The sequence below is a fragment of the Pseudoxanthomonas composti genome, assembly GCF_004122095.1.
Lineage (GTDB): Bacteria > Pseudomonadota > Gammaproteobacteria > Xanthomonadales > Xanthomonadaceae > Pseudoxanthomonas_A > Pseudoxanthomonas_A composti.
On record NZ_SAWZ01000006.1, the window covers coordinates 249074 to 274168 of the forward strand.

The following is a 25095-nucleotide window of genomic DNA, read 5'->3' on the forward strand; positions in this document are numbered from 1 at the left end:
AGGATTGCCAGAGTGAACGTCCGCGAAAATGCCTGGTTGACCGGCGCTGATCGATGTTCAGCGACCAGCCAAGAACGCGCCGACCAAGGCGATCAGTACCAAGGCGTAGTCCGTAGGACCGGTGGCCAGCCCGAGCAGGGTCATGGCCAGGTCCAGGCCCAGCTTGGTGGACGCTTCCACCGGGCCCAGGCCGAAGATCGAGCCCAGGTGCAGCGAGACGATATTCCAGTAGGCCAACGCGATGCCCAGCGCGGTCGCCAGCAGCGCGATCAGGCCGCGGGCCAGCCCCGGCGCCATCCCGAACAGACGCAGACAAACCACCGAATCCAGCGCCACCGCCAGCGCCATCCAGCTGCACTGACGATTGGTTTGCAAGGCCAGGACGGACCACAGCAGGGACAGCAGACCGCAGGCAAGGAAGGTCAGCAGCAGCGCCAGCCAAGTGCGGCCGCCGCTCAACGAGGGTGTGAAGGACATTGGAGCTCCAGACGATGCGCCCAGCATAACGGGCGCGGCCGGAATGCTCTGTCCATGCCATGCGGGCCGGCGCAGCGGGGCGCTCGGCTAGAATGGCGCGCTTGCACGATCGACCGTGCGTCCCCACCTGTCCCGCATGTATTCCCGAAGCAGCGAACCCGTCCAGTTCGAACGCGACTGCGACGCCATCATGGTCCCCTCCGGGGAATCGGTGACCTTGCCCGCCGGCACCTACGGCTACATCACCCAGGCCCTGGGCGGCAGCTACACGGTGTTCGTGGAAGGCAACCTGATGCGCATCGCCGGCAAGGACGCCGACGCCATCGGCAAGGAGCCGGTCGAGCCCTTGAGCCTGCCGGCCGACGCGGGCGACGAACAGGTCGAACGCATGATGTGGGACCAGCTGCGGACCTGCTTCGATCCGGAAATTCCGTTCAACATCGTCGATCTTGGCCTCATCTACGAGGCCAACCTGGGGCATCTCGACGATGGGCGCCGTCGTGTGGATGTGCGGATGACGCTGACCGCGCCGGGCTGCGGGATGGGGGAGATCCTGGTGGACGACGTGCGCAGCAAGCTGGAAATGATCCCCACCATCGCCGAGGCGGACGTGGAGCTGGTGTTCGACCCGCCGTGGAACCGCAACATGATGTCCGAGGCCGCGCGCCTGGAAACCGGGATGCTCTGAGCGCACTTTCTTTGCTGCGGTGTGAAAACACGCCGCCCATGTCCCTGAATGTCCGTTTCCAGGTCCGTTTGGGACTTGATCGGCGTCCCGAATCGGACATCCCGAAGCGCAGATGCAACCATTTTCGGTGAAACGTCTTGTTTCACGCGATTTCCCTCGTTTAGGTTCGAGTCAGACCCGGATTGTCCCGGGTCAAAACGCCGGTCGGACGCCGTCAGCTCGAATCACAACAGAAGCCAAGGCGTGTGGCCGGAGATGCCCGCAGGAATGCGGGTGACCGCTCCATTCCATTGAGAGGGAAGTTCGATGTCCGAAGTCACGCAAGGCCGCATGCGCAAGCATGCGTTGGCCGCGGCTGCCGCGGTGTTCGTCTCGATCATGACGGCTCCGGCCGCGATGGCCGCAGAGCGGCTCAACCTGTCCGGATTGCAGGCCACCGATCAGCAAGGGTTCGACCGCTTCATCGTGAAGTACCGCGAAGGGTCGGCCGCCCAGCTGGACGCGGCCGCGTTGTCGCCCAAGCTGAAGTCCGCGGCATCGGCCGTGCCGAAGGTCTCGGGCAAGTCCGCCCTGGATATCCAGTACCTGCGCCGCACCGCGGTGGGCTCGGATGTGGTGCGCAGCGCGCGCAAGCTGGACCGGGTGGAAGCGGAGGCGCTGATGCGCCAGATCGCTGCGGACCCGGAGGTCGAATATGTCGAGGTGGACAAGCTCAACCGCGCCTACGCCACGCCCAACGATCCGCGCTACAGCGAGCAGTGGAGCTATCAGGGCGGCAACGGCGGCATCCGCGCCAACGAGGCCTGGGACGTGACCAGCGGCACCGGCGTGGTGGTGGCGGTACTGGATACCGGCATCACCAGCCATCCGGACCTCAACGCCAACGTCATCGCCGGCTACGACTTCATCGCCGACACCTCCGTGTCCAACGATGGCAATGGCCGCGACTCCAACCCGGCCGATCCCGGCGACTGGGTCACGGCCAACCAGTGCGGCTATTCCCACGGCGCGCAGAACTCCAGCTGGCATGGCACGCACGTGGCCGGCACCGTGGCCGCGGTCACCAACAACAGCGTCGGCGTGGCCGGCGTGGCCTACGGCGCCAAGGTGATGCCGGTGCGCGTGCTGGGCACCTGCGGCGGTTACGACTCGGATATCGCCGACGCCATCATCTGGGCCTCCGGCGGCACCGTCAGTGGCGTGCCCAACACCAGCACGCCGGCCGAGGTGATCAACCTCAGCCTGGGCGGCTCCGGCGCCTGCGGCACCACCACCCAGAACGCCATCAACAGCGCGGTCGGCCGCGGCTCCACCCTCGTCATCGCCGCCGGCAACGACAACACCAATGTGGCCAATGCCTCGCCGGCCAACTGCAACAACGTGATCGCGGTGGGTTCCACCACCAATACCGGCGCGCGCTCGAGCTTCTCCAACTATGGCTCCGGGGTGGACATCGCCGCGCCGGGCTCCAGCATCCTGTCCACGCTCAACAGCGGTACCACCACGCCGGGCAACGCCAGCTACGCCTCCTACAGCGGCACCTCGATGGCCACCCCGCACGTGGCCGGCGTGGTCGCCCTGATGCAGTCGGTGGCCTCCTCGCCGCTAACCCCGGCGCAGGTCGAATCCACCCTGAAGTCGACCGCGCGCGCTTTCCCGAGCACGCCCTCGCAGCCCATTGGCGCTGGCATCGTCAACGCCAAGGCGGCGGTGGACGCGGTCACCGGTGGCGGCAGCACCAATCCCAACCCGCCCAGCGGCAACACCCTGACCAGCGGCACGCCGGTCACCGGGCTATCGGCCACGACCGGCAACTCGCTGCAGTACACCATCACGGTGCCCGCTGGTCGCAGCACCCTGACCGTGGCCATCAGCGGCGGGACGGGCGATGCCGACCTGTACGTGCGGCGCGGCGCGGCGCCGACCGATTCGACCTACAACTGCCGGCCGTACCGCAGCGGCAACAGCGAAACCTGCACCTTCAACTCGCCGGCCGCGGACACCTGGTACGTGCGGGTCAAGGCCTACAGCAGCTTCTCGGGCGTGACCCTGCGGGCTACTTACTGAGCGAGCAGCGCTGGTAACCAGAACCCCCGGTTGATCCGGGGGTTCTCTTTTTGCGCCGAACGCGAGTGCGTTGATCGCTTAGGAGATACAACGTCGGCAAAAGCCGACCTCACCAAGCAGCGCGAATCGTGACCAGCCGCAGCGGGCGCCTCGGTGGACAAGCTTCGCGTTGTCCACCCTACGTTTCCGCGGTCCAGCCGCATCGGGCGTGGCGGACAAATTGCGTTGCTCACCCGCCGTAGGGTGGATGACGCTCTTCCATCCACCGTCGCGGAGCAGCAGATGACGGGGCGTAGCCGCAAGCCAGCCATGCCCGACGCAGGCCTGCCTGCTGGCCGGTACGGCGGCTCAAGCCCACAGCAAGTCGTCTTCGCAAGGCTTTTCGATGGTCCAGCCGCATCGCGCGTGGTGGACAAGCTTCGCGTTGTCCACCCTACGTGGGGTGGATGACGCTCTTTTCATCCACCGTCGCCGCAAGCCAAGGAAGCGAACGCCAGCAACGGCAAACCGCCGCCTTCCCGAAGCGGAGCCGTCGGCGCCGCTGCGCATCGATTCGAGGCAAGCGCCTCTTGAGCGCGCTCAGGCCGCCTCGAAGCGATTGGCCGCCACGTTCTTGCGCACCTGCTCAGGGTCCCAGATGCGGCCGTTCATGGCGATGTAGACGCCCGCCGGCAGCGACTGCACCGCGCCGACCGCGCAACCGATGTTGAACTCGGCATCCGAACCGCGGAACCGCGCCGGGTTGAGCGCGCCGGTCATCACGATGGTCTTGTCGGCGATGGTCTTCAGCACCTTGCCGGTCTGCACCATGCTGTCGGTGCCGTGGGTGATCAGCACATGGCGCACCGGCTGCGCGGCCACCGTGGCGCGGATCAGCTCGCGGTCCTCATCGGTGATGTGCAGCGAATCCTTGCGGATGATCGGGATCACGGTGAAGCGGAAGGTCACGCCCAGTTCCTTGAGGATCTGGCCGATCTGCGGGTCGCCGATCTGGTAATCGGACTTGTCGTCGAAATAGATCTTGTCGATGGTGCCACCGGTGGTGACGATCAGCAGCTCTTCCATCACACGCTCCGCGGGACCGCTTCGAATAGGGGCGAGGATTTTACTGCGTCCGCGCGCGCTTCTTGCTGAAACGCTTGCGCAGGCCGGGCAGGCTGGAGGCGCCGATCACCAGCAGGGCCAGCAGGATCTCCAGCCACGCCTGCGTCGCTTCGGCCGGGCGGCTCCAGGCCACCATGACGCCGTGGCTGAACCAGGCCAGCGCGATCACCCCGGACCAGAACCCGGCGGTGCGACGCCGCGCCAGCACGCCGAGCAACAGCAGCAGAGCGGGCAGGGTGAAGATCAGTTGCGTGGCCAGCCAGTGGCGGTCGCCGTGGAACCAGACCGCGAACAGCACCGCCAGCCCCGCCAGGGCCAGCGCCAGCAACCCTTTGGCCAGGGTCATGGCTCAGGCCGCCTGCAGGCGGCGTGCGGTATCGGCCAGGCGCCGGCCCAGGGCCCGGGCCAGCATCGCTTCTTCCTCGCTCAAGGTGGCATCGTCATCGCCGCCCGCGACATGACTGGCGCCATAGGGCGTACCGCCCGTGCGCGTGCTGCTGAGCAAGGGCTCGGTGTACGGAATGCCCAGCAGCAGGCAGCCGTGGTGTAGCAGCGGCACCTGCATGGACAGCAGGGTCGATTCCTGGCCGCCATGCTGGGTGGCAGTGGAAGTGAATACGGCGGCCGGCTTGCCGACCAGCGCGCCACTGGCCCATTCCGCGCCCAGGGTGTCGATGAAGTACTTCATCGGCGCGGCCATGTTGCCGAACCGGGTCGGGCTGCCCAGCGCCAGGCCGGCGCAGTCCACCAGGTCCTGCTTGTCCACGTAGGGTGCCCCGTCCTCGGGCACCGGCGGCTGTGCCTGCGCGGTGACCGGGGCCACCGGCGCAACGGTGCGCAGGCGGGCGGACATGCCGGGGACTTCCTCGATGCCGCGCGCGATCTGGCGTGCGAGCTTGGCCACCGAACCGCCGCGGCTGTAGTAGAGCACCAGGATCTCGGTCATCGGAAAGGTGTGTCCTTAAGAGCGCGACGCCTAGTATCGGCCCTGGCGGACGCCATGTCCCCCTCGACAGCGCATCCGTTACCCTTGCGCCGATGAAACCTGCGGATGCATTGAAGCGATGGAACGAGCGCCTGCGCGATCGCGCGCGGGTCGGCAGCTTCGCCCGCTTCCTGGTCAAGCGCTTTCTCGACGACCGCCTGTTCCAGGCCGCCGCGGCGCTGGCCTACACCACGATCTTCGCGCTGGTGCCGCTGACCATGGTGGTGTTCGGCGTGCTGTCCGCCTTTCCCGGCTACGAGGAATGGAGCCAGAAGCTGGGCGAGTACGTGTTCTCCAACTTCGTCCCCAGCGCGGCGGCCTCGGCCAGGCAATACCTGCTGCAGCTGTCCTCCAACCGCGCGCAGCTCACCGCGGCCGGCGTGGTGGCGCTGGTGTTCTCGCTGCTGATCACCCTCAACAGCATCGAGGCGACCTTCAACCAGATCTGGCGCGTGCCCGAGTCGCGTCCGCGGCTGGTGCGCTTCCTGGTGTACTGGACGGTGCTGACGCTGGGCGCGCTGCTGGCGGCGGCCTCCCTGGCGATCTCGGCCCGGTTCTTCGCGCTGCCGCTGTTCGAGACCGAGCAGGGCCGCGTGCTGGCCAACACCGTGCTGACCGTGGCGCCGGTGGTGATCGAGCTGTTCGCCATCACCGCGATCTACCGGGTGGTGCCGCACCGGCCGATCAAGCTGCGCTATGCCTTCGCCGGCGCCCTGATCGCCACGCTGCTGCTGGAAGTGGTCAAGTGGGCCCTGGGCCTGTACCTAGGTAACTTCAATAGCTATCAGACGCTGTACGGCCCGCTGGCGGTGGTGCCGATCCTGATGCTGTGGATCTATCTGTGCTGGGTGGCGATCCTGATCGGCGCATCGACCGCGGCGACCAGCGCGGCGTTCCGCTACCAGCCGGCATCGATGCGGCTGCCGGTGGGTTTCGAGCTGTACGGCCTGCTGCGCATGGTCGGGCGTTTCCACCAGGCGCGTGCGCGTGGCGAAGGGCTCAGCGACGATCGCTTGCTCAAGCTGGAGCCGATGCTGACCGACGCCCTGGTGCAGGAGTTCCTGGCCGCGCTGTGCCGGATCAAGCTGGTGCGCTGCGATGAGAACGGCGAGTGGATCCTGGCGCGCGATCTGGACACGGTGACCTTGTCCGAACTCTACGAGGCCGCGCAGCTGCGCGTGCCGGTGTCCGAGGCGCATCTGCCGTTCCAGGACGATGCGCTGGGCACCTCCGTGCGCGACGCACTCAATCGCCTGCGCATGCCGATGCGCGACCTGCTCAAGCACAAGGTCGCCGAGATCTATCCTTCCCCCGCGGAGTTGTCCTCCCCATGAAGCCTCTCGTGTTGTCCCTGGCCGTGTTGACGGCGCTGACCCTGTCCGCCTGCGACAAGCCGCAGGTCGCCGCGCCGGCGGCCGCAGACGCACCTGCCAAGCAAGATGCCGCGCCTGCCGCCGCCTCTGCCCGGGCCCAGCCCACGCCGCCGGCGCAGGAGCCTGCCGCGACCACCAAGGAGTTTCCGACCCTGCAAGTCACCACGGTCGATGGCCAGCCTTACGAGCTGGCCCAGCAGCGGGGGCACTGGGTGGTGGTGAACTTCTGGGCGACCTGGTGCAAGCCCTGTCTGAAGGAAATGCCCGAGCTGTCGGCCATGGCCAAGTCCGACAAGGACACGGTGCGCATCATCGGCCTGGCCTACGACGACATCGAGGACGCGGACCTGAAGGCCTTCGTGGACAAGAATCCGGTGGACTATCCGCTGGCCAAGGTGGACGTCTACAACCCGCCAGCGGACTTCGAGACCCCGCGCGGACTGCCGATGACCTACCTGATCGCACCGGACGGCCGGGTTGCCAAGCGTTTCCTGGGTCCGGTGACGCCGGCGCAGATCCGTGAGGCGATCACGGCGGCGCCCGCCGCAGGCAAGCAGCCGGCCTAGGCGTGCACGCCGCGGCGCAAGGCCGGCATTGGCATGCCGGCCGCGTAGCGCTCAGGAACTGGCGTTTTCCAGATTGACCAGCGCTGCCTGCTCGGCAGGCTCGGGCATCGGGCCGATGGCCTGGGACAGACGCTCGCCGAAGGCACGGTCGTTGTCGAGGAAGAACGCCCGGGCCGCTTGCCCCAGGGCGAGCTGCTGGGCCAGCGGCAGCGCAAGTGCGCGTTCAACGGCCATCTCGATCGCCTCCACGCTCACCGTATAGCGGGTGCCGAGTGCCATCGGGCGCGCGTCCTGCGGGGCGATCAGGATGCCGCGGCTGCTGTCCACCAGCTCGTTCATCGGCTCGCCATCGGTGGCCAGCACCACCGCGCCCACGCTCATGGCTTCGATCAGGGAATGGCCGAAGCCTTCGGCCTCGGACGGACACAGGTGGAAGCGGTGCCGGTTCTGCAGGACCCGCAACGCGGCATTGGAGACGCGCGCGCTGCGGTAGTCGATGTTGCGGACCTGCCTGACCCAGGCCGGCGGCGGCCGCCAGCGCAGCACGGTCAGGATGGGCCAGTGCGGATTGCGGCGCCAGGCATCGAGCACCGCGTCGGTGCCCTTGGCGGTGCTGCGCCCGACCACGTGCAGGAACCCGTCCTGGCGCGGCACCGAGGCATCCATGCGGTCATCGCCGGTGAAGCCGATGTAGCGGGTACGCAGGCCCAGGCCATCGAAGATGCGCTCGGCCTGGCGCGTCTTGCACAGGATGGCATCGAACCGCCCCAACAGCGGGCGCCAGTGCGGATGCAGCCATTCCGGGTTGGGGATGAGCACGTTGCGCTCGGCCAGCGGCAGGCAGCGCGGATAGATGCGCTCGAGGAAGACCTGGGTGCCGACTGGCCCGCGCCAGCGGCAGTCGGCCTGCAGGCGCGTCTCGCGCAGCCGGTTGACCAGCTTGCTGCCACGGTAGCGCACCGATTCGGGCTGCCGCCCGTGCTCGCGCAGGCGGGCGATCACCAGCTCCAGATCGCGCAGCAGCCCGGCGCCGTTGTCGCGCGTGATCACGCGAACGCGAGGGTTGGACGGAGGCGGGTCGGAAGCGCTGGCGCCGGGTGGCATGCGGGGGGCACGGTGTACGTGGGACAAGGCCGACACCGACGTGCCTGCCCGCTGCCAGTATCCCATGTCCCATGTGCGACAGCCCACAGATTCGCGCCGGCGCGTCCTGGGCAGCAGGAAGTGTTCCTACTCGCGCAGGCGTGGTCGCAGCGTGGCCAGGTTGCAGGGGCGGGTCCGCGCATCGAGCTGGGCCGAGATGATCTTCTCCCAGGCCGTGCGGCAGGCCGAGGTCGAGCCCGGCAGGCAGAACACGAAGGTCTGGTTGGCCAGCCCGGCGAAGGCCCGCGACTGCAGCGAGGACGTGCCGATCTCCTCCACGCTGATCGCGCGGAACAGCTCGCCGAAGCCGGGCATCTGCTTGTCCAGCAGCGGCAGCAGCGCCTCGGGCGTGGCATCGCGACCGGTGAAGCCGGTACCGCCGGTAACCAGGATGCCGTCCACCTCCTCGTCGGCGATCCAGGCCGAGACGATGGCGCGCATCCGGTAGATGTCGTCCTTCACGATCGCGCGGTCGTGCAGCTGGTGTCCGGCCCCGGTGGCGGCCTGGATCAGGTAATCGCCGGAGGCGTCGTTGGCCAGGGTGCGGCTGTCCGAGACGGTCAGGACGCACAGGCGCAGGGGAATCAGGGTGTCGTGTGATGTCATCGGCCCAGCCTACGTCCCGGCTGCCGGGGCTTCAACGCGTTGAACAGCCCGTTCCAGACGACAACACGCCGGTGCCCGTGTGGGCACCGGCGTGTCTGGCATCGTTGAAGCTTACGGCTGGGGATTGCCGTTGGTGCTGGCCGAGCCGCTGGCAGCGCCATTGGCCGAGCCGCCGACCGAGGCATTGACCCCGTTGCGCGAGGCGCTGCCGCTGGCATTGCCGTTCGCGTTGCCGCTGGCATTGCCGCTGGCGGCGCTGTCCTCGACCACTCCGCTCAGGGCGCCCTGGCCATTGGCCTGGCCCGAGCCCTGCGCACTGCCGTCGACGGCGGCGCGATCGCCGGCCTGCGAGGCGGCGCTGCTGGCGCCCTCCACCGCGGACTGGACACCGCCACGGGCGCGCGTGGAGGCCGTCTGCACGCCATCGCGCACGCGACCGGCGGTGTTGCGGGCGCCCTGGGCGGCCTGGCCAGCCCCGGCGCGGGCCGACTCGGCGGTCTGGCTGGTCACTTCGCGGCCCGCGCTGGTCACGCCGGTCGTGTCCAGGCTGGCCGACCCGGCGGCGTCGCCGGCGCCGCTCAACGCACCGCTCAGATCGCCGTTGGAGGCATTGCCGGCGGCGTTGCCGGTGCCGCTGGCATTGCCGGTCACCGACGCGGCGGTCGTGGCTGCCTGGCCCAGCGTCTGCGCCTGGCGTGCGCTCGAATCGGCCTGTCCACGCACCGAAGCTGCGGTGTCCGTGGCCTGGCTGCGGGCGCGCTGCGCGGCGCGCTCGGCGCGGCTGCGGGTCTGGTTCAGGCGCTCGCCGGCCATGCCGCGGGTGTTGTCGATGGTCGAACCGATACCGCCCACGGACGGGCCGACGCCGCCGATCTGGCCACCCAGGTTGCCGGCACCGCCGACTGCGCCGCCGACCTGGCCACCCAGGCCGCCCAGGACCTGGGCCGATGCTGCGGTGGAGGCGAGGGCGATGACGGCGGCAGTGGCCCAGGTCAGAGTGTTGTGACGCATGGTGATCTCCTCATTGGCGCGGACAATCCGCTGCCTTCAAGGAGCACTACGAACCTGGCTCCGCGCTTCTTCCATGCCGCCAGAAGATGTTGCCGCCCGTTCATCTTCAAGGCCAGGCACCAGGCCGCGGCCGTACACCGGGTCGGGGCCGGGTTTGCCCAGGTCGCGGGCCTGCGCGGCCAGGGCGCCGAGCAGTGCGTCGGCGTCGGCATTGGGCTGCGCCGCCAGCAGTTGCGCGGCCAGTGCCGCAACGCGCGGGGCGGCGAAGGAGGTGCCACGTACCCGTTGGAACTTGCCACCGGGTGTGGCCGCCTGCAGCTGTGCGCCGACTGCGGCCAGATCGACCTGCTCGCCGCGTCCGGCCTCGGGCAGGACGCGATCGCGCGGATCAACCGCAGTCACGCCGATCACCTGCGGATAGGCCGAAGGAAACAAGGGCGCGGCGGCCGGCCCATCGTTGCCCACGGCGGCCACCAGCACCATGCCGCGCGCGATGGCCGCGGCCACTGCGCGCTTGAGCACCGCGTTGTCCGGCCCGACCAGGCTGAGGTTGACCACCCGCACCTGCTGCTGGGCCAGCCAGGCTAGCCCCTGTGCCACGCCTAGCGCATTGCCGCCGGTGGGCGCGCCGCAGTAGACGTCCGCGGCGAACAACTGCACGCCTGGCTGCGCCTGCCTGCCATCGCCGACCAGCAGCGAGGCCACCGCCGTGCCATGGACATCCGGATGCAATTGCCCATCGCAGCCCCAGCGCTGCAGCTGCGCACCGCGTAGCGCCGGATGCGCGGCATCCACGCCGCTGTCGATCAGCCCCACGCGCCAGGGCGAACCCGAAGCCGCGGTGCCGGACGTACCGCTGCCCACACTGCCTGTGGTCAAGCCACCGCTGCCGGAATAGAGATGGTCGTAGTCGTAGCTGCCTGCCGGATCGAGCTTGCGCAGCGTCTGGATCGCCTGCCGCGTGGACTGGCCGGCCGGCGCGCGCAGCGGCACGATTTCCAGGCCCAGCGATTCCAGTCGGCGTGGAGCCTGGTCGGTGAAGCCTGCGGCGCGCGCGCGCGCCAGTCCTTCCGCCGTGGGCGCCAGGGCCAAGACCTGGCCACGCACGACCAGGTTGTCGTAGCTGTCGGTGTCCAGCACGTCTCGGTGACGACGCAACAGCTGCCGCTGCTGCAACTGGCGGGCCTGGCTCAGGGCACGATCGAGCGAAGCGGTGGTCCGGTCCAGCAGCGGATCGACCGCGCGCGACACGCCCTGGGTCAACGGTGCGGTGGCCTGCTGCAGCGGCTGCAGCTGGGCAGAGGCCGCCGGGGCCAGCCCAAGCCATGCCGCAAGCGCGAGCGCCTGCGCTAGCATCGCCACGCTCCGGGTCCGTCGTGTCGATGTAAAAAAAGTCACGCGCGCCATGGAAGCAATCTCGCTTCCCGAACGTATACCACTCATGAAGCACGATGCGGTGACTCCTTCGTTCCGTCAGGCGCTGTGCGAGCGGCTACCCAAGTTGCGGCGCTACGCGTGCAATCTGGCGGGCACGCCGCACGACGCCGACGACCTGCTGCAGGTCGCCGCCGAGCGCGCGCTGGCCCGTGCCGCGCAGTGGGATCCGGACCAGCCGCTGGATCCCTGGCTGTACCGCATCGTGCGCAATGCCTGGATCGACGAGGTGCGCGCGCGCCGTCGGGGGCAGGCACTGTTCGCCGATGCGGAGCTGGGCGAACAGGTGGGCGTGGCCAGCGTCGAGTCGCATGCGGTGCGGCTGTCGGTGGAGGCGGCGATGGCGCGGCTGCCGGAAGAACAGCGCAGTGCCATCGCGCTGGTGCTGGTGGAAGGCCTGGCCTACCGGGAGGCCGCGCAGGCGCTGGAGATCCCGGTCGGCACCCTCACCAGCCGGCTGGCGCGCGGGCGCGAAGCGTTGCAGGCCCTGCTGGGCGACGAATCTGGAGAAGTGCAATGAACATCGACGACGCCACCTTGATGGCTTACCTGGACGGCGAACTGGACGCCGAAGGCGTGGCGCAGGTCGAAGCGGCCAAGGCGCGAGACCCGCAGCTGGCCGCAAGCATCGCCCGGCAGCAGCGGCAGGACGCGCGGCTGCGGACCTCGCATGCCGCCGCTGCCGAGGCGCCCATCCCCGACGCCTTGATGCAGCTGGTGCTGGGGCATGCGGCGCCCGCGCCCGAGCCAGACACAGCTGCCAGCGGGGAAGCGGCAACACCGGGCAACGTCGTCGCCCTGCGGCCGCGCAAGCGCGCGCGCGTGGTGTGGTCGCACCTGGGCGCCTTGGCGGCGGGCATCGTACTGGCGGTGATCGCCCTGCCGATGCTGCGAGACGCGCAAGGCGGGGCGGACTGGGAGCAGGGCGCCGATGGCTTGCGCGCCAGTGGCGCCCTGGCCCAGGCGCTGGATCGTCAACTGGCTTCGGAAACCTCGGGCAAAGTGCGTATCGCCTTGAGCTTCCGCAACCAGGCCGGCCAGTACTGCCGCACCTTCCGTGTGGATGCGGCCAGCACCGCGGGCCTGGCCTGCCGCGACGGGCAGGGCTGGTCGCTGCCGGTGCTGGCCAGCCAGGCCCAGGCGTCCTCCGGCGAACTGCGTCAGGCCGCCACGCCGCTGCCAGCGGTGGTACTGGATGCGGTGGATGCCAGCATCGCCGGAGATGCCCTGGACGCACAGGACGAGCAGGCCGCGCGCCAGGCGGGCTGGCGCTAGCAAGTCAGGCGCCGGCCCAGCCGCGCTGCCGCGCCATTTCAGCGGTGGCCCGGGCGAAATCGTCGGCGAAGCCGACCATGTCGAACAGCGAGGCGTCCTGCCGGGCGCGTGCCAGGCGCTCGCGGAGCTCGGCCAGTGCGTGCGGCTGGCTGGCCAGGGCGATCGCGCTGGCCACGAAGGCCGCATCGTCGGGCAGGTTGAGCGCGTCCAGCCCGAGGTGATGGTTGAGGCTGCCCGCCACGCGCGAGGCGTAGGTCTCCCCCGGGCAGCTCAGCACCGGGCACCCGGCCCACAGCGCATCGGACGCGGTGGTGTGCGCGTTGTACGGCGAGGTGTCCAGGAACAGGTCGGCATGGCGATACAGCGCCAGATAGTGGGCGTGGGGCTGCTTGTCGATGAACACCAGGCGGTCTTCGGCGATGCCTTTGGCCACGGCATGACGGCGTAATCGCGCATCGGCCTGGCCCGGTCCGGACAGCAGCCACAGCACGCTGCCCGGCACGCCGGCCAGCACGGCCAGGCTGCGATCGATGCTGCGCGGGTTGAGCTTGTAGCTGTTGTTGAAGCAGCAGAACACCACCCCGGTCTCCGGCAGCCCCAAGGCCGCACGCGAGGGCGGCTGGCCGACCAGGCGGCGTGTGTCCGAGGGCTGGAAGGCGCGCGGCAGGCGCAGGACCTGTTCGCTGAAGCCCGCTTCCAGCGCCGGCGGCAGCACGAAGGCATCGGCCAGCACGTGATCGATCCAGGGGGCGCCGGAAGTCCCCGGATACGCCAGCCAGTTCACCTGCACCGGCGCGGGACGCTGGGCCAGGATTTCCGGCCGTCCACCGCCGCCCCAGCCGCGCAGGTCGTACAGCACATCGATTCCGGCAGCGCGGATCGCCTGCGCGGCCGTGAGGTGGGATTGCGCGGAAAGGTCGTGCCACTGCGCCGCGCGCCGCAGGCGTTGTCCGATCGGGCTGCCGTCCTCGGCGTTCAGCGCGAACAAATGCAGGGACAGCGCGCCCTGCTGCGCCAGGGCTTCCAGCAGCGCCACGATCAGCAGGCCCGTGGGGTGCGCGCCGAAGCCGTTGGACATCAAGCCCACCCGCAGCGCGCCGTGATCGCGCACCCGCGCCGCCGGCAGCGGGGTCACGCTGGCCGCCACCGCCTGGGCGCGCGTCCTGGCGCATTGCAGCTGTTCGGCCGCCGAAGCCTCTTCGCTGAGGAAGGCGAACGGCTCGACCATGGCCTGTTGCTGCCGGACCGCGTCGCGGACCTGCCGCGACAGCGCATCCACACCCTCCCAATCGCAGAGCTTGCGCTGCCAGTTGAGCCGGTGCGCGGCAATCTGTGCCTCCTGCGGCATCAGGGCGTGCGAGCGCCGATACGCCTCAGCCGCGCCTTCGGCATCGTGCGCGTCTTCCAGCACGTGTCCCAGCCACAGCCAGAAGCCGGGATGCTGCGGCTGCTGCTGGCAGGCCAGGCGCAGGCTGGCGCTGGCCTCGGCGATGCGGCCCAGCATCCAGCGCGCACGTCCCAGCCGCGCCAGCGCCTCGGGATGGTCGGGGCGCAGCGACAACGCGCGCAGGGCGGCGGCTTCGCCGGCACGCGGGTTGCCCGTGTCCATCTCCGCCTCGGACAGCATCACCCAGGCGATGAAATCCTGCGGTTGCTGGCGCAGCCGCTGGCGGACCTGCTCCAGCCGCTGCTGTGCGGCTGCCGCGCTCACCGCGACGCGTCCGGCGTCATGGGCCGTCCGACAACCGCGCCAGCTCGTCGACCTGGTGCTCGTGCATCAGCCGCCCGATCAGCTCGTCCATGCCGCCCTCGATGATGTTGGGCAGGTCATAGAGCGTCAGGCCTTCGATGCGGTGGTCGGTGATGCGGCCCTGCGGGAAGTTGTAGGTGCGGATGCGCTGGCTGCGGTCGCCGCTGCCGACCTGCAGCTTGCGCGTCTGCGCCTCGGCCGCGGCCTGCTTGCTGCGCTCGGCCTCCAGCAGCTGGGCCTTCAGGCGCTTCATCGCCTTGTCGCGGTTGGCGTGCTGGCTGCGCTCGGTCTGGCACTCCACCACCACGCCGGTGGGCAGGTGGGTGATGCGGATGGCCGAGTCGGTCTTGTTGACGTGCTGGCCACCGGCGCCGGAAGACCGGAAGGTGTCCACCTTCAGGTCGGCCGGGTTGATCGCGATCTCCTCGACCTCGTCGGCCTCGGGAATGATCGCCACGGTCGCGGCCGAGGTGTGGATGCGGCCCTGCGATTCGGTGGCCGGCACCCGCTGCACGCGGTGGGTACCGGACTCGAACTTCAGCCGCGAGTAGGCGCCCCTGCCGACCACGCGCGCCACCACCTCCTTGTAGCCACCGTGCTCGCCTGGCGAATCCGATTCCACCTCGACCTTCCAGCCCTGGCGCTCGGCATAGCGTGCGTACATGCGGAACAGGTCGCCGGCGAAGATCGCCGCCTCATCGCCGCCGGTGCCGGCGCGGACCTCCAGGAACAGGTTGCCGTCGTCGCGCGGGTCCTTGGGCACCAGCAGCAGCGCCAGCGCATCCTCCAGCCGGGCCAGTTCGGCCTGGGCTGTCGCGATTTCCTCCTCGGCCAGCTCGCGCAGTTCCGGATCCTCGCGCATGGCCTGGGCGGCGGACAGGTCGGCGCGCGCCTGCGCCTCGGCGGCCAGCGCGGTGGCCACCGGCTCCAGTTGGGCGAACTCGCGCGAGAGGTTGCGGAAGCGCTCGTTGTCGCCGACCACGTGCGGGTCGGCGAGCAGGCGTTCGAGTTCTTCGCGGCGCTCGGCCAGCGCTTCGAGCTTACGGCGAAGGTTCGGGGTCATCAGGCGGGGGAATAGGGTGGTGGTAGCCAGGCTTGGCCGGGAACAGGCGGTCGGCGGCGCGGGCCAGGTCGGCATCGCCGCGCAGGGCCGCCTCGCGCAGGGCGGCGGTCGGCGGATGCAGCAGGCGATTGGTCAGGGTGTTGGCCAGGAACTGAAGCACTTCGTCCGGGTCGCGGCCATTGCCCAGCTGCTGGCGGGCCTTGGCCAGGATCTCCTCGCGGGTGGCATCGCCCAGGGCGCGCAGGCGCTTGAGCGGCTCGTGGTGCCGGCTGGCGTGCAGGGTTTCCAGATAGCGGGCCACCTGCAGGTCGATGATGGCCTCGGCCGCCTCGGCGGCCTCGCGGCGTCCGCGCCGGTTCTCCTCGACCGCCCGCTCCAGGTCGTCCACCGAATACAGATAGGCATCGGCCAGCTCGGCCACGCTGGCCTCGATGTCGCGCGGCACCGCCAGGTCGAACAGCATCATCGGCCGGTGCTTGCGCTGCTGCAGGGCGGCGGCCACCTGGCTGCGATAGATCACCGGCTCACGCGCGGCGGTGGCGGAAAACACTACGTCGGCCTCGGCCAGGTGACGCTCGATCGCCGACAGCGGCAGTGCGGTCCCGCCATGGCGCGAGGCCAGCTCCTGGGCATGGGCCAGGGTGCGGTTGGCGATCAGCAGGCGGCGTACCTTGCCCTCGCTCAGGTGCCTGGCGGTCAGCTCGATGGTCTCGCCGGCGCCGACCAGCAGGACGGTCGACTCGCTCAGGCGGGCGAAGGCGTTCTGCGCCAGGCGCACGGCGGTGGAGGCCACCGACACCGGATTGGCGCCTACCAGGGTGTCGGTGCGCGCGCGCTTGGCCACCGCGAAGGTCTGCTGGAACAGCCGGTCCAGCCGCTGGCCCAGCGTGCCCTGGCCGCGCGCCTGCGACCAGGCGTCCTTGACCTGACCCAGGATCTGCGGCTCGCCCAGCACCATCGAGTCCAGGCCGGTGGCCACGCGGAACAGGTGCCGCACCGCTTCGCCGTCCTGGTGCCGGTACAGGTAGCCCTGCACGCCCTGGCCGTGCGACTCCAGCCAGTCGGCCAGCACCTGGGCGTCATCGGCCACCGCGTACAGCTCGGTGCGGTTGCAGGTGGACAGCAGGGCCGCTTCCTGCACGCCCGGCAGGGCGCGCATGGCGTCCAGCGCCGTGGGCAGGCTTTCGCCGGCAAAAGCCACCCGTTCGCGCAGGTCGACCGGCGCGGTCTGGTGGTTCAGGCCGAGTACCCACAACGTCATGATTCAGGCGCTTGCGTTAAGCTGCTGGCGTTCCATAGCCCGCCATTTTACGGTCCGTCCCCCGCCAATGCCCGCAATGATGCGTTTTATCGTTTGCCTGCTGCTGATCCTGTCCGCGGCGGGGACCAGCCGGGCGCAGGCGCCAAGATCGGAGACCTCGGAGACCGGGGATGTCCTGGCCCCGGTGATGGCCGGCGAGTTCGCCCTGCAGGCCGGGCGCCTGGAGGAGGCCTCGCAGTGGTACCTGCAGGCCGCGCAGGACAGCGACGATATCGGCCTGGCCGAGCTGTCCACCCGGATCGCCCTGTTGGCGGAAGACGACCAGCGCGCCCGCCAGTCCCTGGACCTGTGGCGCAAGCGCGCGCCGACCTCGCTGGCCATGCAGGCCGCCGAGGCCACCCTGGCGGTGCGCGGCGGCAATACCCGCGTGGCGTTGCGCGAGCTCAAGGCCCTGCTGCGCGCGGAAACCCCGCAGGCCTGGCGCTACGCCATCAGTGCGCTGGGCGCCGGTGGCCGCAACCCGGACACGTCGGCCAAGGTCACCGAGCGCCTGATCGCCGGCGGGCACCTGCCCAACCAGTTGCCGTTCTGGCTGGCCCTTGGCGGGCTGGCGCAATCCCTTGACCGGCCGGCGCTGTCCGAGCGCGTGATCGCCGAGGTCGTGCGCCGGTTCCCGGCCGATCCACGCGTGGCCCTGCTGCATGCCACCCAGCTGCGTCGGTCCGGCCAGGCGGCCCAGGCCAAGCAGGTGCTGTCCACCCTGACCCCGGCCGCCGCCCAGGATCCGCAGCTGCGGGTGCTGCTCGCGCAGGAGTTCGATGCCCTGGGCGACCCCGTCGCCGCCGCCGGTGCCATGGCGCAGGGGCCGCAGGACGAGCGCACCTGGGCCTTGCGGGCCTCGCTGCTGGCCAAGGCCGAGGACAATTTCGCCCTGACCGCCCTGTACGATGAGTTGCGCGGCGCCTCGGGCGAAGCCGATGCGGGCCGCGACCTGCTGCTGGGGCAGATCGCGCAATACCTCAAGCGCCCAGCCGAGGCGCTGGAGTGGTACACCAAGATTTCGCAGGGCGAGGCCCGGACCGAGGCGCGCCTGCGCGCGGCCTATGCCCTGCATGAGCTGGACCGCAAGTCCGAGGCCTACGAGCAGGCGCGCAAGATGCAGGGCGACGCCTCGCTGGACGACGATGCCCGCCGCAACGCCTACCTGCTGGAGGCCGAGCTGCGGCAGAAGGACGAGGACGAGGCCGGCGAGATCGATGCCCTAGCCCGCGGCCTGGCCGCCTATCCGGACGACAGCGCGCTGCTGTATGCCCGTGGCCTGGCCTGGGAGAAGCGCGACCAGATCGATCGTGCCGAAGCCGACCTGCGCCGCATCCTGGTGACCGAGCCGGACAACACGGCGGTGCTCAACGCGCTGGGGTACACCCTGGCCGACCGCACCACGCGCTATCAGGAAGCACTGCAGCTGATCGACCGCGCTCGCGCCGCATCGCCGGACGAGGGGGCCATCATCGACAGCTATGGCTGGGTGCTCTATCGCCTGGGCAAGGTCGAGGAGGCGCTGGCGCAGTTGCGCCGTGCCTTCACCCTGATGAAGGACCCCGAGATCGCCGCCCATCTGGGCCAGGTGCTCTGGGAGCAGGGTCGGCGCGAGGAGGCGCGGCGCTACTTCGAGGAGGCGCGCAAGCTGGACCCCGATAGCCGCGCGCTGCAGCGCGCCCTGGAAAAGACCGGCGCATGAGGACCTGGATGCGGTGGGCAGCGCTGGCGCTGCTGGGACTGTCGGCCGGTTGCGCCACGCGCCAGGCGCGCGAGCCCGCGCCCGCGCTGGAAGGCCAGGCGGCGCAGGCGGCCGCCGTGGCCCAGCGCGCCCGGGCGGAAGTCCTGCGCAACGCCGGTCCGTGGTCCTTCGGCGGGCGCGTGGCGATCCAGAAGGCCGGCAAGGGCGGCAGTGGGCGGATCGATTGGCGCCATGATCGCCAGGGGGGCGATGTGATGTCCCTGAGCGCGCCGGTGACGCGCCAGAGTTGGCAGCTCACCGTCGAGCCCGATGGGGCGGGGCGCCTGGACGGACTGGAGGGTGGTCCGCGCAGCGGGCCCGATGCCGAGGTGCTGCTGCAGGAGGCCACGCAGTGGGACATCCCGGTGCGTGCACTGGCCGACTGGGTGCAGGGCGTGGCTGCGCCGGACCTTGGCCAGGCCGACATCCAGTACGGCGCCGACGGCCTGCCACAGCGGATCGAGCAGGGCGGCTGGCGCATCGATTACCCGGCCTGGCGGCAGGATGCGGTCACCGGCCAGGCGCTGCCGGCGCGCATCGAGTCGGTTCGGGGCGATGCCACCGTGCGCCTGCTGGTCGACGACTGGCAATGGCTACCCTGAGATGCCCGTGCCTGTCGATGCCGACGGCTGGTCGGCCTGGCCCGCGCCGGCCAAGCTGAACCTGTTCCTGGAGATCACCGGGCGCCGTCCCGATGGCTACCACGAGCTGCAGAGCGTGTTTCGCATCCTGGAGTGGGGCGACACCGTCCACCTGCGTCCGCGTCGCGACGGGGTCGTCCGGCGCGTGGGTGCTTCGGTCGAGGGCGTGGCCGAAGCCGATGACCTGGCGGTTCGTGCGGCCAAGTTGCTGGCTTCTTCTTCGAATGCATTCAAAGGTGCGGACATCCGCATCGAAAAGCGAATCCCGGCCGGCGGCGGTTTTGGTGGCGGATCTTCCGATGCCGCCACCGTGCTGTGCGCCCTGGACCGGCTGTGCGGGCTGTCCCTGGGTGTGCAGGCCCTGGCAAGGCTGGGCTTGGCGCTCGGGGCGGACGTGCCGGTCTTCGTGCATGGCGACAACGCCTGGGCCGAAGGGGTGGGAGAACGGTTGCAGCCGATGGTGCTGCCGCCAGCGTGGTACCTGCTGGTCAGCCCGGGGGTCCATGTGCCCACCGCCGAGCTCTTTCGTGCACCGGATTTGACGCGGGATGCCGCGCCCGCGAAAATATCGGACTTCCTTTCCGGACAACGGCTCGGCAACTGCTTCGAGCCGCTGGTGCGTCGCCGCGAACCTGCGGTGGAGGCCGTCTTCCAGGCGCTCTCCGAAGTGGGTGCGCCGCGACTGACCGGAACGGGGAGTGGCTGCTTCGTCGAATTTGCCGATCGCGCGTCCGCCCAGGCGGCGCTCGAACGACTCCCGGCGCAGTGGCAGGCCTGGGTCGTGGCGGGTGCGGAGGTATCGCCCCTGCGCGCGGCGTTGGCGCAAGCAACAACCTGATGGATCGCAGTCTGCTGGGGCGTCGCCAAGAGGCCTAAGGCACCGGGTTTTGATCCCGGCATTTCGTAGGTTCGAATCCTACCGCCCCAGCCAATCTGCCTTTCGTATTCCACGTTCGTCCTTCCGCCAATGCGCCGGCCCGAGTCGACGCGCCCCGCCAACGCCCGGACCCCGCCGACATGCAAGACGACCGCAATCTGCTCATCTTTTCGGGCAATGCGAACAAGCCGCTGACCGCCAGCATCTGCCGCCAGCTCGGCGTGCGCCAGGGCAAGGCGATGGTGTCGCACTTCTCCGATGGCGAGGTGCAGGTGGAAATCCAGGAGAGCGTGCGCCAGCAGGAAGTCTTCGTCGTGCAGCCGACCTGCGCGCCTTCGGCCGAGAACCTCATGGAGCTGCTGGTGCTGGTGGACGCGCTCAAGCGCGCCTCGGCTTCCAGCGTCACCGCGGTGGTGCCGTACTTCGGCTACTCGCGCCAGGACCGCCGCATGCGCTCCTCGCGCGTGCCGATCACCGCCAAGGTCGCGGCCAAGATGTTCTCGGCGGTGGACACCGACCGCGTGCTGACGGTGGACCTGCACGCCGACCAGATCCAGGGCTTCTTCGACTGCCCGGTGGACAACGTCTACGCCTCGCCGCTGCTGCTGGCCGACATCTGGCGCGCCTACGGCACCGAGAACATGGTCGTGGTCTCGCCCGACGTAGGCGGCGTGGTGCGCGCCCGCGCAGTGGCCAAGCGCCTGGACGATGCGGACCTGGCGATCATCGACAAGCGCCGTCCGCGCGCCAACGTCTCCACGGTGATGAACATCATCGGCGACGTGGAAGGCAAGTCCTGCGTGCTGGTGGACGACATCGTCGATACCGCCGGCACCCTGTGCGCCGCCGCGGCTGCGCTGAAGGAGCGCGGCGCGCTCAAGGTCGCGGCCTACTGCACCCACCCGGTGCTGTCCGGCCCGGCCGTGGACAACCTCAACCGCTCGGTGCTGGACGAGCTGGTGGTCACCGACACCATCCCGCTGTCGCCAGCCGCGCAGGCCTGCAGCAAGATCCGCCAGCTGTCGGTGGCCGAGCTGCTGGCCGAGACCATCCGTCGCGTGGCCTTCGGCGAATCGGTCAGCTCGCTGTACGTGGACTGACAAAGGGCCGGGATTGGTGATTGGGGATTGGGTGATTGGCTGAAGCGGTACCTGCTTCGAATCAATCACCAATCCCGAATGCCCAATCCCGGCATTCCAACGGCTTCCCTGGTCGCGGGGCAGTCGCATCACCGCCGCGAGGCGGTTCATCAACAAAGAAGTGAACATCATGGCAACGACACACGAAATCCAGGTGCAGCGCCGCGAAGACGAGGGGAAGGGTGCGAGCCGCCGCCTGCGTCACGCCGGCAACGTGCCCGCCATCGTCTACGGTGGCGACCTCAAGCCGGTCAGCATCACCCTGAGCCACAACGACGTCTGGCTCGCCAGCCAGCACGACTGGTTCTACTCCTCGATCCTCTCGCTGAGCCTCAATGGCGACGTGCAGAAGGTGCTGCTGCGTGACATGCAGCGCCATCCGTTCAAGCAGCAGATCATGCACCTGGACTTCCAGCGCGTGAACGACAAGGAAGCCATCCGCACCGCCGTGCCGCTGCACTTCCTCAACCAGGACAGCTCGCCGGCCGGCAAGGCCGCCGACGTGGTCGTGACCCACGAGCTGAACGAAGTCGTCGTCGAGTGCCTGCCGGGCGACCTGCCGGAATTCATCGAGATCGACCTGGCCGAGCTGGCCGTCGGCGACGTGATCCACCTCTCGCAGCTGAAGCTGCCCAAGGGCGTGGAAATCCCGGAGCTGAAGCTGGGCAAGGAGCACGACGTGGCCGTAGTGACCGCCAAGCACGGTCGCGTGGAAGCCGAGCCGGAAGCCGAAGGCGAGGCCTCGGCCGAAGTGCCGGCCACCAAGGCGTCCAAGGACGAAGAGTAATCGTGCGCCGTGGCGGAGGCCCCTTCGGGCTTCCGCCATGGATGCGATTGCACTGCGATGGCAGGCTTGCGTCTCATCGTCGGGCTGGGCAATCCCGGACCCGAACATCTACGGACCCGGCACAATGCCGGGTTCCGTTTTGTCGACACCCTGGCGATGCAGCAGGGGGCGCGATGGTCGGTGGAAGGCAAGTTGTTCGGTGAGGTGGCGCGGGCGCAGATTGGCGCTGAGTCGGTCTGGCTGTTGAAGCCGGCGACCTACATGAACCTGAGCGGCAAGTCGGTCACCGCCGCGCTGCGGTTCTGGAAGATCGAGCCGGAGCAGGCGCTGCTGGCGCACGATGAGCTGGACCTTCCGGTGGGCACGGCGCGGCTGAAGTTCGACGGCGGCCATGGCGGACAGAACGGCCTGCGCGACACCATCAAGCTGCTGGGACACGCCCGCTTCCATCGCCTGCGCATCGGCATCGGCCACCCGGGCCACAAGGACAAGGTGACGCCGTGGGTGCTGGGTCGACCGACAGCGGATGAAGAAATCTCCATCGGCCGTGCGATTGATGAGGCGCTGGACGTGCTGCCGCTGGCGGTGGCGGGGGATTTCAACGAAGCCATGAAGCGCCTGCACACGAGCAGGGATTCGTGATTGGGGATTGGGGATTTGCGGCCGCGTGCCACGGCGAATCTCCAATCCCGAATCCCAAATCCCGGAATCGAACCATGGGTATCAAATGCGGCATCGTGGGCCTGCCGAATGTCGGCAAGTCCACCCTCTTCAACGCGCTGACCAAGGCGGGCATCGCCGCGGCGAACTTTCCGTTCTGCACCATCGAGCCCAACGTGGGCGTGGTGCCGGTGCCGGATCCGCGCCTGGGCGCGCTGGCTGAAATCGTCAAGCCGCAGAAGGTCGTGCCGACCGCGGTGGAGTTCGTCGACATCGCCGGCCTGGTCGCAGGCGCGGCCAGTGGCGAAGGCCTGGGCAACAAGTTCCTCGCGCATATCCGCGAGGTCGACGCGATCACCCATGTCGTGCGTTGCTTCGAGCATGGCGACATCATCCACGTGAACAACAAGGTCGACCCGATCGCCGATATCGAGACCATCGATACCGAACTGGCGCTGGCGGATCTGGACAGCGTGGAAAAGGCGCTCAACCGCGCCGAGCGTTCGGCCAAGGGTGGCGACAAGGACGCGGCCGCGCGCAAGCCGGTGCTGGAGAAGCTGCGCAAGGCGCTGGACGATGGCAAGCCTGGCCGTGCCGCCGGCCTGGACGAGGAAGAGAAGGCGCTGGTGCGCGATCTGTTCCTGCTCACGCTCAAGCCGGTGATGTACATCGCCAACGTGCTGGAGGATGGCTTCGAGAACAACCCGCACCTGGAGGCCGTGCGCGCCCGCGCCGCGCAGGAAGGCGCGCAGGTGGTGCCGGTGTCGGCAGCCATCGAGGAAGAGCTGTCGCAGCTGGACGATGCCGATCGCGATGCCTTCCTGGCCGATCTGGGGCTGGAAGAGCCGGGCTTGAACCGCGTGATCCGCGCGGCCTACCAACTGCTGGGCCTGCAGACCTATTTCACCGCCGGTGTGCAGGAAGTGCGCGCATGGACGGTCAAGGCTGGCGCCACCGCACCCAAGGCCGCGGCGGTGATCCATACCGATTTCGAGAAAGGCTTCATCCGCGCCGAGACCATCGGCTACGACGATTTCATCAAGTACAAGGGCGAGGCCGGCTGCAAGGAGGCAGGTCGACTGCGTCTTGAGGGCAAGGAATACAAGGTGCAGGAAGGCGACATCCTGCATTTCCGTTTCAACGTCTGATCCGGCCTCAGAAGAAAGTGCATGCGGGATGTCAAAAATCGTTGACAACCCCGCATGTCGCGACCAGAATAACGGGCTGTTTCACCCCGGCTGAATTCAGGTCGGGGCAGTGGCCAAGTTGTACAGCTGGAGGGATACCCAAGCGGCCAACGGGGGCAGACTGTAAATCTGCTGGCTTACGCCTTCGGTGGTTCGAATCCACCTCCCTCCACCAGTTTTGAGGTGGTGTGTTTCCAAGCGGCAAGCTTCCGGGTGCGGGAGTAGTTCAACGGTAGAACCTCAGCCTTCCAAGCTGATGGTGCGGGTTCGATTCCCGTCTCCCGCTCCAATTGGACAGTTGCTTGGAAAACCTTCAAAATTCAGAGTTTCCGCTCACGTAGCTCAGTCGGTAGAGCACCTCCTTGGTAAGGAGGAGGTCGAAGGTTCGATTCCTTTCGTGAGCACCATTCATAGCAAGACGTTCCACTCTTCCAAGAATCGAGAATAGGCAGCCATGGCAAAGGGTAAGTTCGAGCGCACCAAGCCGCACGTGAATGTGGGCACCATCGGTCACGTCGACCATGGCAAGACCACGCTGACCGCCGCACTGACCAAGGTCGGTGCCGAGCGTTTCGGTGGCGAGTTCAAGGCTTATGACGCGATCGACGCCGCTCCGGAAGAGAAGGCGCGCGGCATCACGATCTCCACCGCGCACGTGGAATACGAATCGACGATTCGCCACTACGCGCACGTGGATTGCCCGGGTCACGCCGACTACGTCAAGAACATGATCACCGGTGCGGCGCAGATGGACGGCGCGATCCTGGTGTGCTCGGCCGCCGACGGCCCGATGCCGCAGACCCGCGAGCACATCCTGCTCTCGCGCCAGGTCGGCGTGCCGTACATCGTGGTGTTCCTGAACAAGGCCGACATGGTCGACGACGCCGAGCTGCTCGAGCTGGTCGAGATGGAAGTGCGCGAGCTGCTGAGCAAGTACGACTTCCCGGGCGATGACACCCCGATCATTTCCGGTTCGGCCCGCCTGGCGCTGGAAGGCGACCAGAGCGAGATCGGCGTGCCGGCGATCCTGAAGCTGGTCGAGGCGCTGGACACCTGGATCCCGGAGCCGGAGCGCGACATCGACAAGTCGTTCCTGATGCCGGTGGAAGACGTGTTCTCGATCTCGGGCCGCGGCACCGTGGTGACCGGTCGTATCGAGCGCGGCGTGATCAAGGTCGGCGAGGAAATCGAGATCGTCGGTATCCGTCCGGTGCAGAAGAC

The 25095-nt window shown here is 68.8% G+C and carries 25 protein-coding genes and 4 tRNA genes; 18 read left to right on the top strand and 11 right to left on the bottom strand.

Going from position 1 to position 25095, the window contains the following annotated elements; all coding sequences use genetic code 11:
• Nucleotides 1-57 precede the first annotated feature (57 nt).
• The gene (locus tag EPA99_RS13100) at nucleotides 58-477 is read right to left on the bottom strand and encodes a hypothetical protein (protein ID WP_129471671.1); all 420 of its coding nucleotides are present in this window, start codon (nucleotides 475-477) and stop codon (nucleotides 58-60) included.
• Nucleotides 478-613: 136 nt separating this feature from the next.
• Between EPA99_RS13100 and sufT the strand changes: the two genes are divergently transcribed.
• Both sufT and EPA99_RS13110 read left to right on the top strand, forming a co-directional pair.
• Complete coding sequence (sufT, locus tag EPA99_RS13105; protein ID WP_129471672.1) at nucleotides 614-1165, top strand: putative Fe-S cluster assembly protein SufT; 552 nt, start codon at nucleotides 614-616, stop codon at nucleotides 1163-1165.
• Nucleotides 1166-1471: 306 nt separating this feature from the next.
• The gene (locus tag EPA99_RS13110; protein WP_129471673.1) at nucleotides 1472-3232 is read left to right on the top strand and encodes a S8 family peptidase; all 1761 of its coding nucleotides are present in this window, start codon (nucleotides 1472-1474) and stop codon (nucleotides 3230-3232) included.
• A gap of 579 nt (nucleotides 3233-3811) precedes the next feature.
• Here EPA99_RS13110 and EPA99_RS13115 read toward each other — a convergent pair.
• The 3 genes from EPA99_RS13115 to wrbA are packed head-to-tail and all read right to left on the bottom strand — an operon-like array spanning nucleotide 3812 to nucleotide 5282.
• Nucleotides 3812-4297, bottom strand: a complete 486-nt coding sequence (locus EPA99_RS13115) for an asparaginase domain-containing protein (RefSeq protein ID WP_129471674.1) — start codon at nucleotides 4295-4297, stop codon at nucleotides 3812-3814.
• A 40-nt stretch (nucleotides 4298-4337) separates the two neighbouring features.
• Complete coding sequence (locus EPA99_RS13120) at nucleotides 4338-4682, bottom strand: DUF2069 domain-containing protein (protein ID WP_129471675.1); 345 nt, start codon at nucleotides 4680-4682, stop codon at nucleotides 4338-4340.
• 3 nt (nucleotides 4683-4685) lie between these two features.
• On the bottom strand, nucleotides 4686-5282 hold the full coding sequence (gene wrbA / locus EPA99_RS13125; RefSeq protein ID WP_129471676.1) for an NAD(P)H:quinone oxidoreductase: 597 nt from the start codon (nucleotides 5280-5282) through the stop codon (nucleotides 4686-4688).
• 92 nt (nucleotides 5283-5374) lie between these two features.
• On the opposite strand from wrbA, the gene EPA99_RS13130 reads away from it, so the two are divergent.
• Nucleotides 5375-6655, top strand: a complete 1281-nt coding sequence (locus EPA99_RS13130) for a YihY family inner membrane protein (protein ID WP_129471677.1) — start codon at nucleotides 5375-5377, stop codon at nucleotides 6653-6655.
• Entirely contained in the window at nucleotides 6652-7260 is a 609-nt protein-coding gene (locus EPA99_RS13135) for a TlpA family protein disulfide reductase (protein ID WP_129471678.1), read from the top strand. The genes EPA99_RS13130 and EPA99_RS13135 overlap by 4 nt, the downstream gene beginning before the upstream one ends.
• 51 nt (nucleotides 7261-7311) lie before the next feature.
• On the opposite strand, the gene EPA99_RS13140 is transcribed toward EPA99_RS13135, so the two are convergent.
• From EPA99_RS13140 to EPA99_RS18975, 4 genes are all read right to left on the bottom strand, one after another.
• Nucleotides 7312-8364, bottom strand: a complete 1053-nt coding sequence (locus tag EPA99_RS13140; RefSeq protein WP_425479204.1) for a glycosyltransferase — start codon at nucleotides 8362-8364, stop codon at nucleotides 7312-7314.
• Nucleotides 8365-8490: 126 nt separating this feature from the next.
• Nucleotides 8491-9009, bottom strand: a complete 519-nt coding sequence (gene moaB / locus EPA99_RS13145) for a molybdenum cofactor biosynthesis protein B (protein WP_129471680.1) — start codon at nucleotides 9007-9009, stop codon at nucleotides 8491-8493.
• 111 nt (nucleotides 9010-9120) lie between these two features.
• The gene (locus tag EPA99_RS13150) at nucleotides 9121-10020 is read right to left on the bottom strand and encodes a hypothetical protein (protein ID WP_129471681.1); all 900 of its coding nucleotides are present in this window, start codon (nucleotides 10018-10020) and stop codon (nucleotides 9121-9123) included.
• A 36-nt stretch (nucleotides 10021-10056) separates the two neighbouring features.
• Nucleotides 10057-11376: a S8 family serine peptidase gene (locus tag EPA99_RS18975; RefSeq protein ID WP_129471682.1), complete on the bottom strand. Its 1320-nt coding sequence runs from the start codon at nucleotides 11374-11376 to the stop codon at nucleotides 10057-10059.
• Between the two features lie 85 nt (nucleotides 11377-11461).
• On the opposite strand from EPA99_RS18975, the gene EPA99_RS13160 reads away from it, so the two are divergent.
• Complete coding sequence (locus EPA99_RS13160) at nucleotides 11462-11974, top strand: RNA polymerase sigma factor (RefSeq protein ID WP_129471683.1); 513 nt, start codon at nucleotides 11462-11464, stop codon at nucleotides 11972-11974.
• Nucleotides 11971-12729 carry an anti-sigma factor family protein gene (locus EPA99_RS13165; RefSeq protein WP_129471684.1) on the top strand — a complete coding sequence of 253 codons (759 nt, stop codon included), beginning with the start codon at nucleotides 11971-11973 and terminating at the stop codon, nucleotides 12727-12729. Before EPA99_RS13160 ends, EPA99_RS13165 begins: the two co-directional genes overlap by 4 nt.
• Nucleotides 12730-12733: 4 nt before the next feature.
• Here EPA99_RS13165 and EPA99_RS13170 read toward each other — a convergent pair whose 3' ends face one another.
• From EPA99_RS13170 to hemA, 3 genes are read right to left on the bottom strand one after another with little or no spacing between them, the layout of a single operon-like run.
• Nucleotides 12734-14440, bottom strand: coding sequence for an O-linked N-acetylglucosamine transferase, SPINDLY family protein (locus EPA99_RS13170; protein WP_241688386.1), 1707 nt, complete (start codon nucleotides 14438-14440; stop codon nucleotides 12734-12736).
• Nucleotides 14441-14456: 16 nt separating this feature from the next.
• Nucleotides 14457-15542, bottom strand: a complete 1086-nt coding sequence (prfA, locus tag EPA99_RS13175; protein ID WP_129471685.1) for a peptide chain release factor 1 — start codon at nucleotides 15540-15542, stop codon at nucleotides 14457-14459.
• Nucleotides 15520-16803, bottom strand: a complete 1284-nt coding sequence (gene hemA / locus EPA99_RS13180; protein ID WP_129471686.1) for a glutamyl-tRNA reductase — start codon at nucleotides 16801-16803, stop codon at nucleotides 15520-15522. The genes prfA and hemA overlap by 23 nt, the downstream gene beginning before the upstream one ends.
• Nucleotides 16804-16870: 67 nt before the next feature.
• Here hemA and EPA99_RS13185 point away from each other — a divergent pair, with 67 nt between their 5' ends.
• From EPA99_RS13185 to EPA99_RS13240, 12 genes are all read left to right on the top strand, one after another.
• A complete protein-coding gene (locus tag EPA99_RS13185) occupies nucleotides 16871-18544 on the top strand; it encodes a tetratricopeptide repeat protein (RefSeq protein WP_129471687.1) in 1674 nt (557 codons plus the stop codon).
• Nucleotides 18541-19185, top strand: a complete 645-nt coding sequence (gene lolB, locus EPA99_RS13190) for a lipoprotein insertase outer membrane protein LolB (RefSeq protein WP_129471688.1) — start codon at nucleotides 18541-18543, stop codon at nucleotides 19183-19185. Before EPA99_RS13185 ends, lolB begins: the two co-directional genes overlap by 4 nt.
• Before the next feature lie 7 nt (nucleotides 19186-19192).
• Nucleotides 19193-20062 (top strand): 4-(cytidine 5'-diphospho)-2-C-methyl-D-erythritol kinase, encoded by an 870-nt coding sequence (ispE, locus tag EPA99_RS13195; RefSeq protein WP_425479205.1) that lies wholly within the window; start codon nucleotides 19193-19195, stop codon nucleotides 20060-20062.
• 15 nt (nucleotides 20063-20077) lie between these two features.
• Nucleotides 20078-20155 (top strand) — tRNA-Gln (locus EPA99_RS13200).
• 86 nt (nucleotides 20156-20241) lie between these two features.
• The gene (locus tag EPA99_RS13205) at nucleotides 20242-21201 is read left to right on the top strand and encodes a ribose-phosphate diphosphokinase (protein ID WP_129471690.1); all 960 of its coding nucleotides are present in this window, start codon (nucleotides 20242-20244) and stop codon (nucleotides 21199-21201) included.
• Between the two features lie 169 nt (nucleotides 21202-21370).
• Nucleotides 21371-22027, top strand: coding sequence for a 50S ribosomal protein L25/general stress protein Ctc (locus tag EPA99_RS13210; protein WP_129471691.1), 657 nt, complete (start codon nucleotides 21371-21373; stop codon nucleotides 22025-22027).
• 57 nt (nucleotides 22028-22084) lie between these two features.
• Entirely contained in the window at nucleotides 22085-22669 is a 585-nt protein-coding gene (gene pth / locus EPA99_RS13215) for an aminoacyl-tRNA hydrolase (protein WP_129471692.1), read from the top strand.
• 74 nt (nucleotides 22670-22743) lie between these two features.
• Nucleotides 22744-23835, top strand: coding sequence for a redox-regulated ATPase YchF (ychF, locus tag EPA99_RS13220; protein WP_129471693.1), 1092 nt, complete (start codon nucleotides 22744-22746; stop codon nucleotides 23833-23835).
• Between the two features lie 128 nt (nucleotides 23836-23963).
• Nucleotides 23964-24049 (top strand) — tRNA-Tyr (locus EPA99_RS13225).
• Nucleotides 24050-24089: 40 nt separating this feature from the next.
• Nucleotides 24090-24163 (top strand) — tRNA-Gly (locus EPA99_RS13230).
• Nucleotides 24164-24205: 42 nt separating this feature from the next.
• Nucleotides 24206-24281 (top strand) — tRNA-Thr (locus EPA99_RS13235).
• 47 nt (nucleotides 24282-24328) lie between these two features.
• Nucleotides 24329-25095 (top strand): elongation factor Tu (locus EPA99_RS13240; RefSeq protein ID WP_129471694.1); only part of this gene is annotated, 767 nt, incomplete at its 3' end.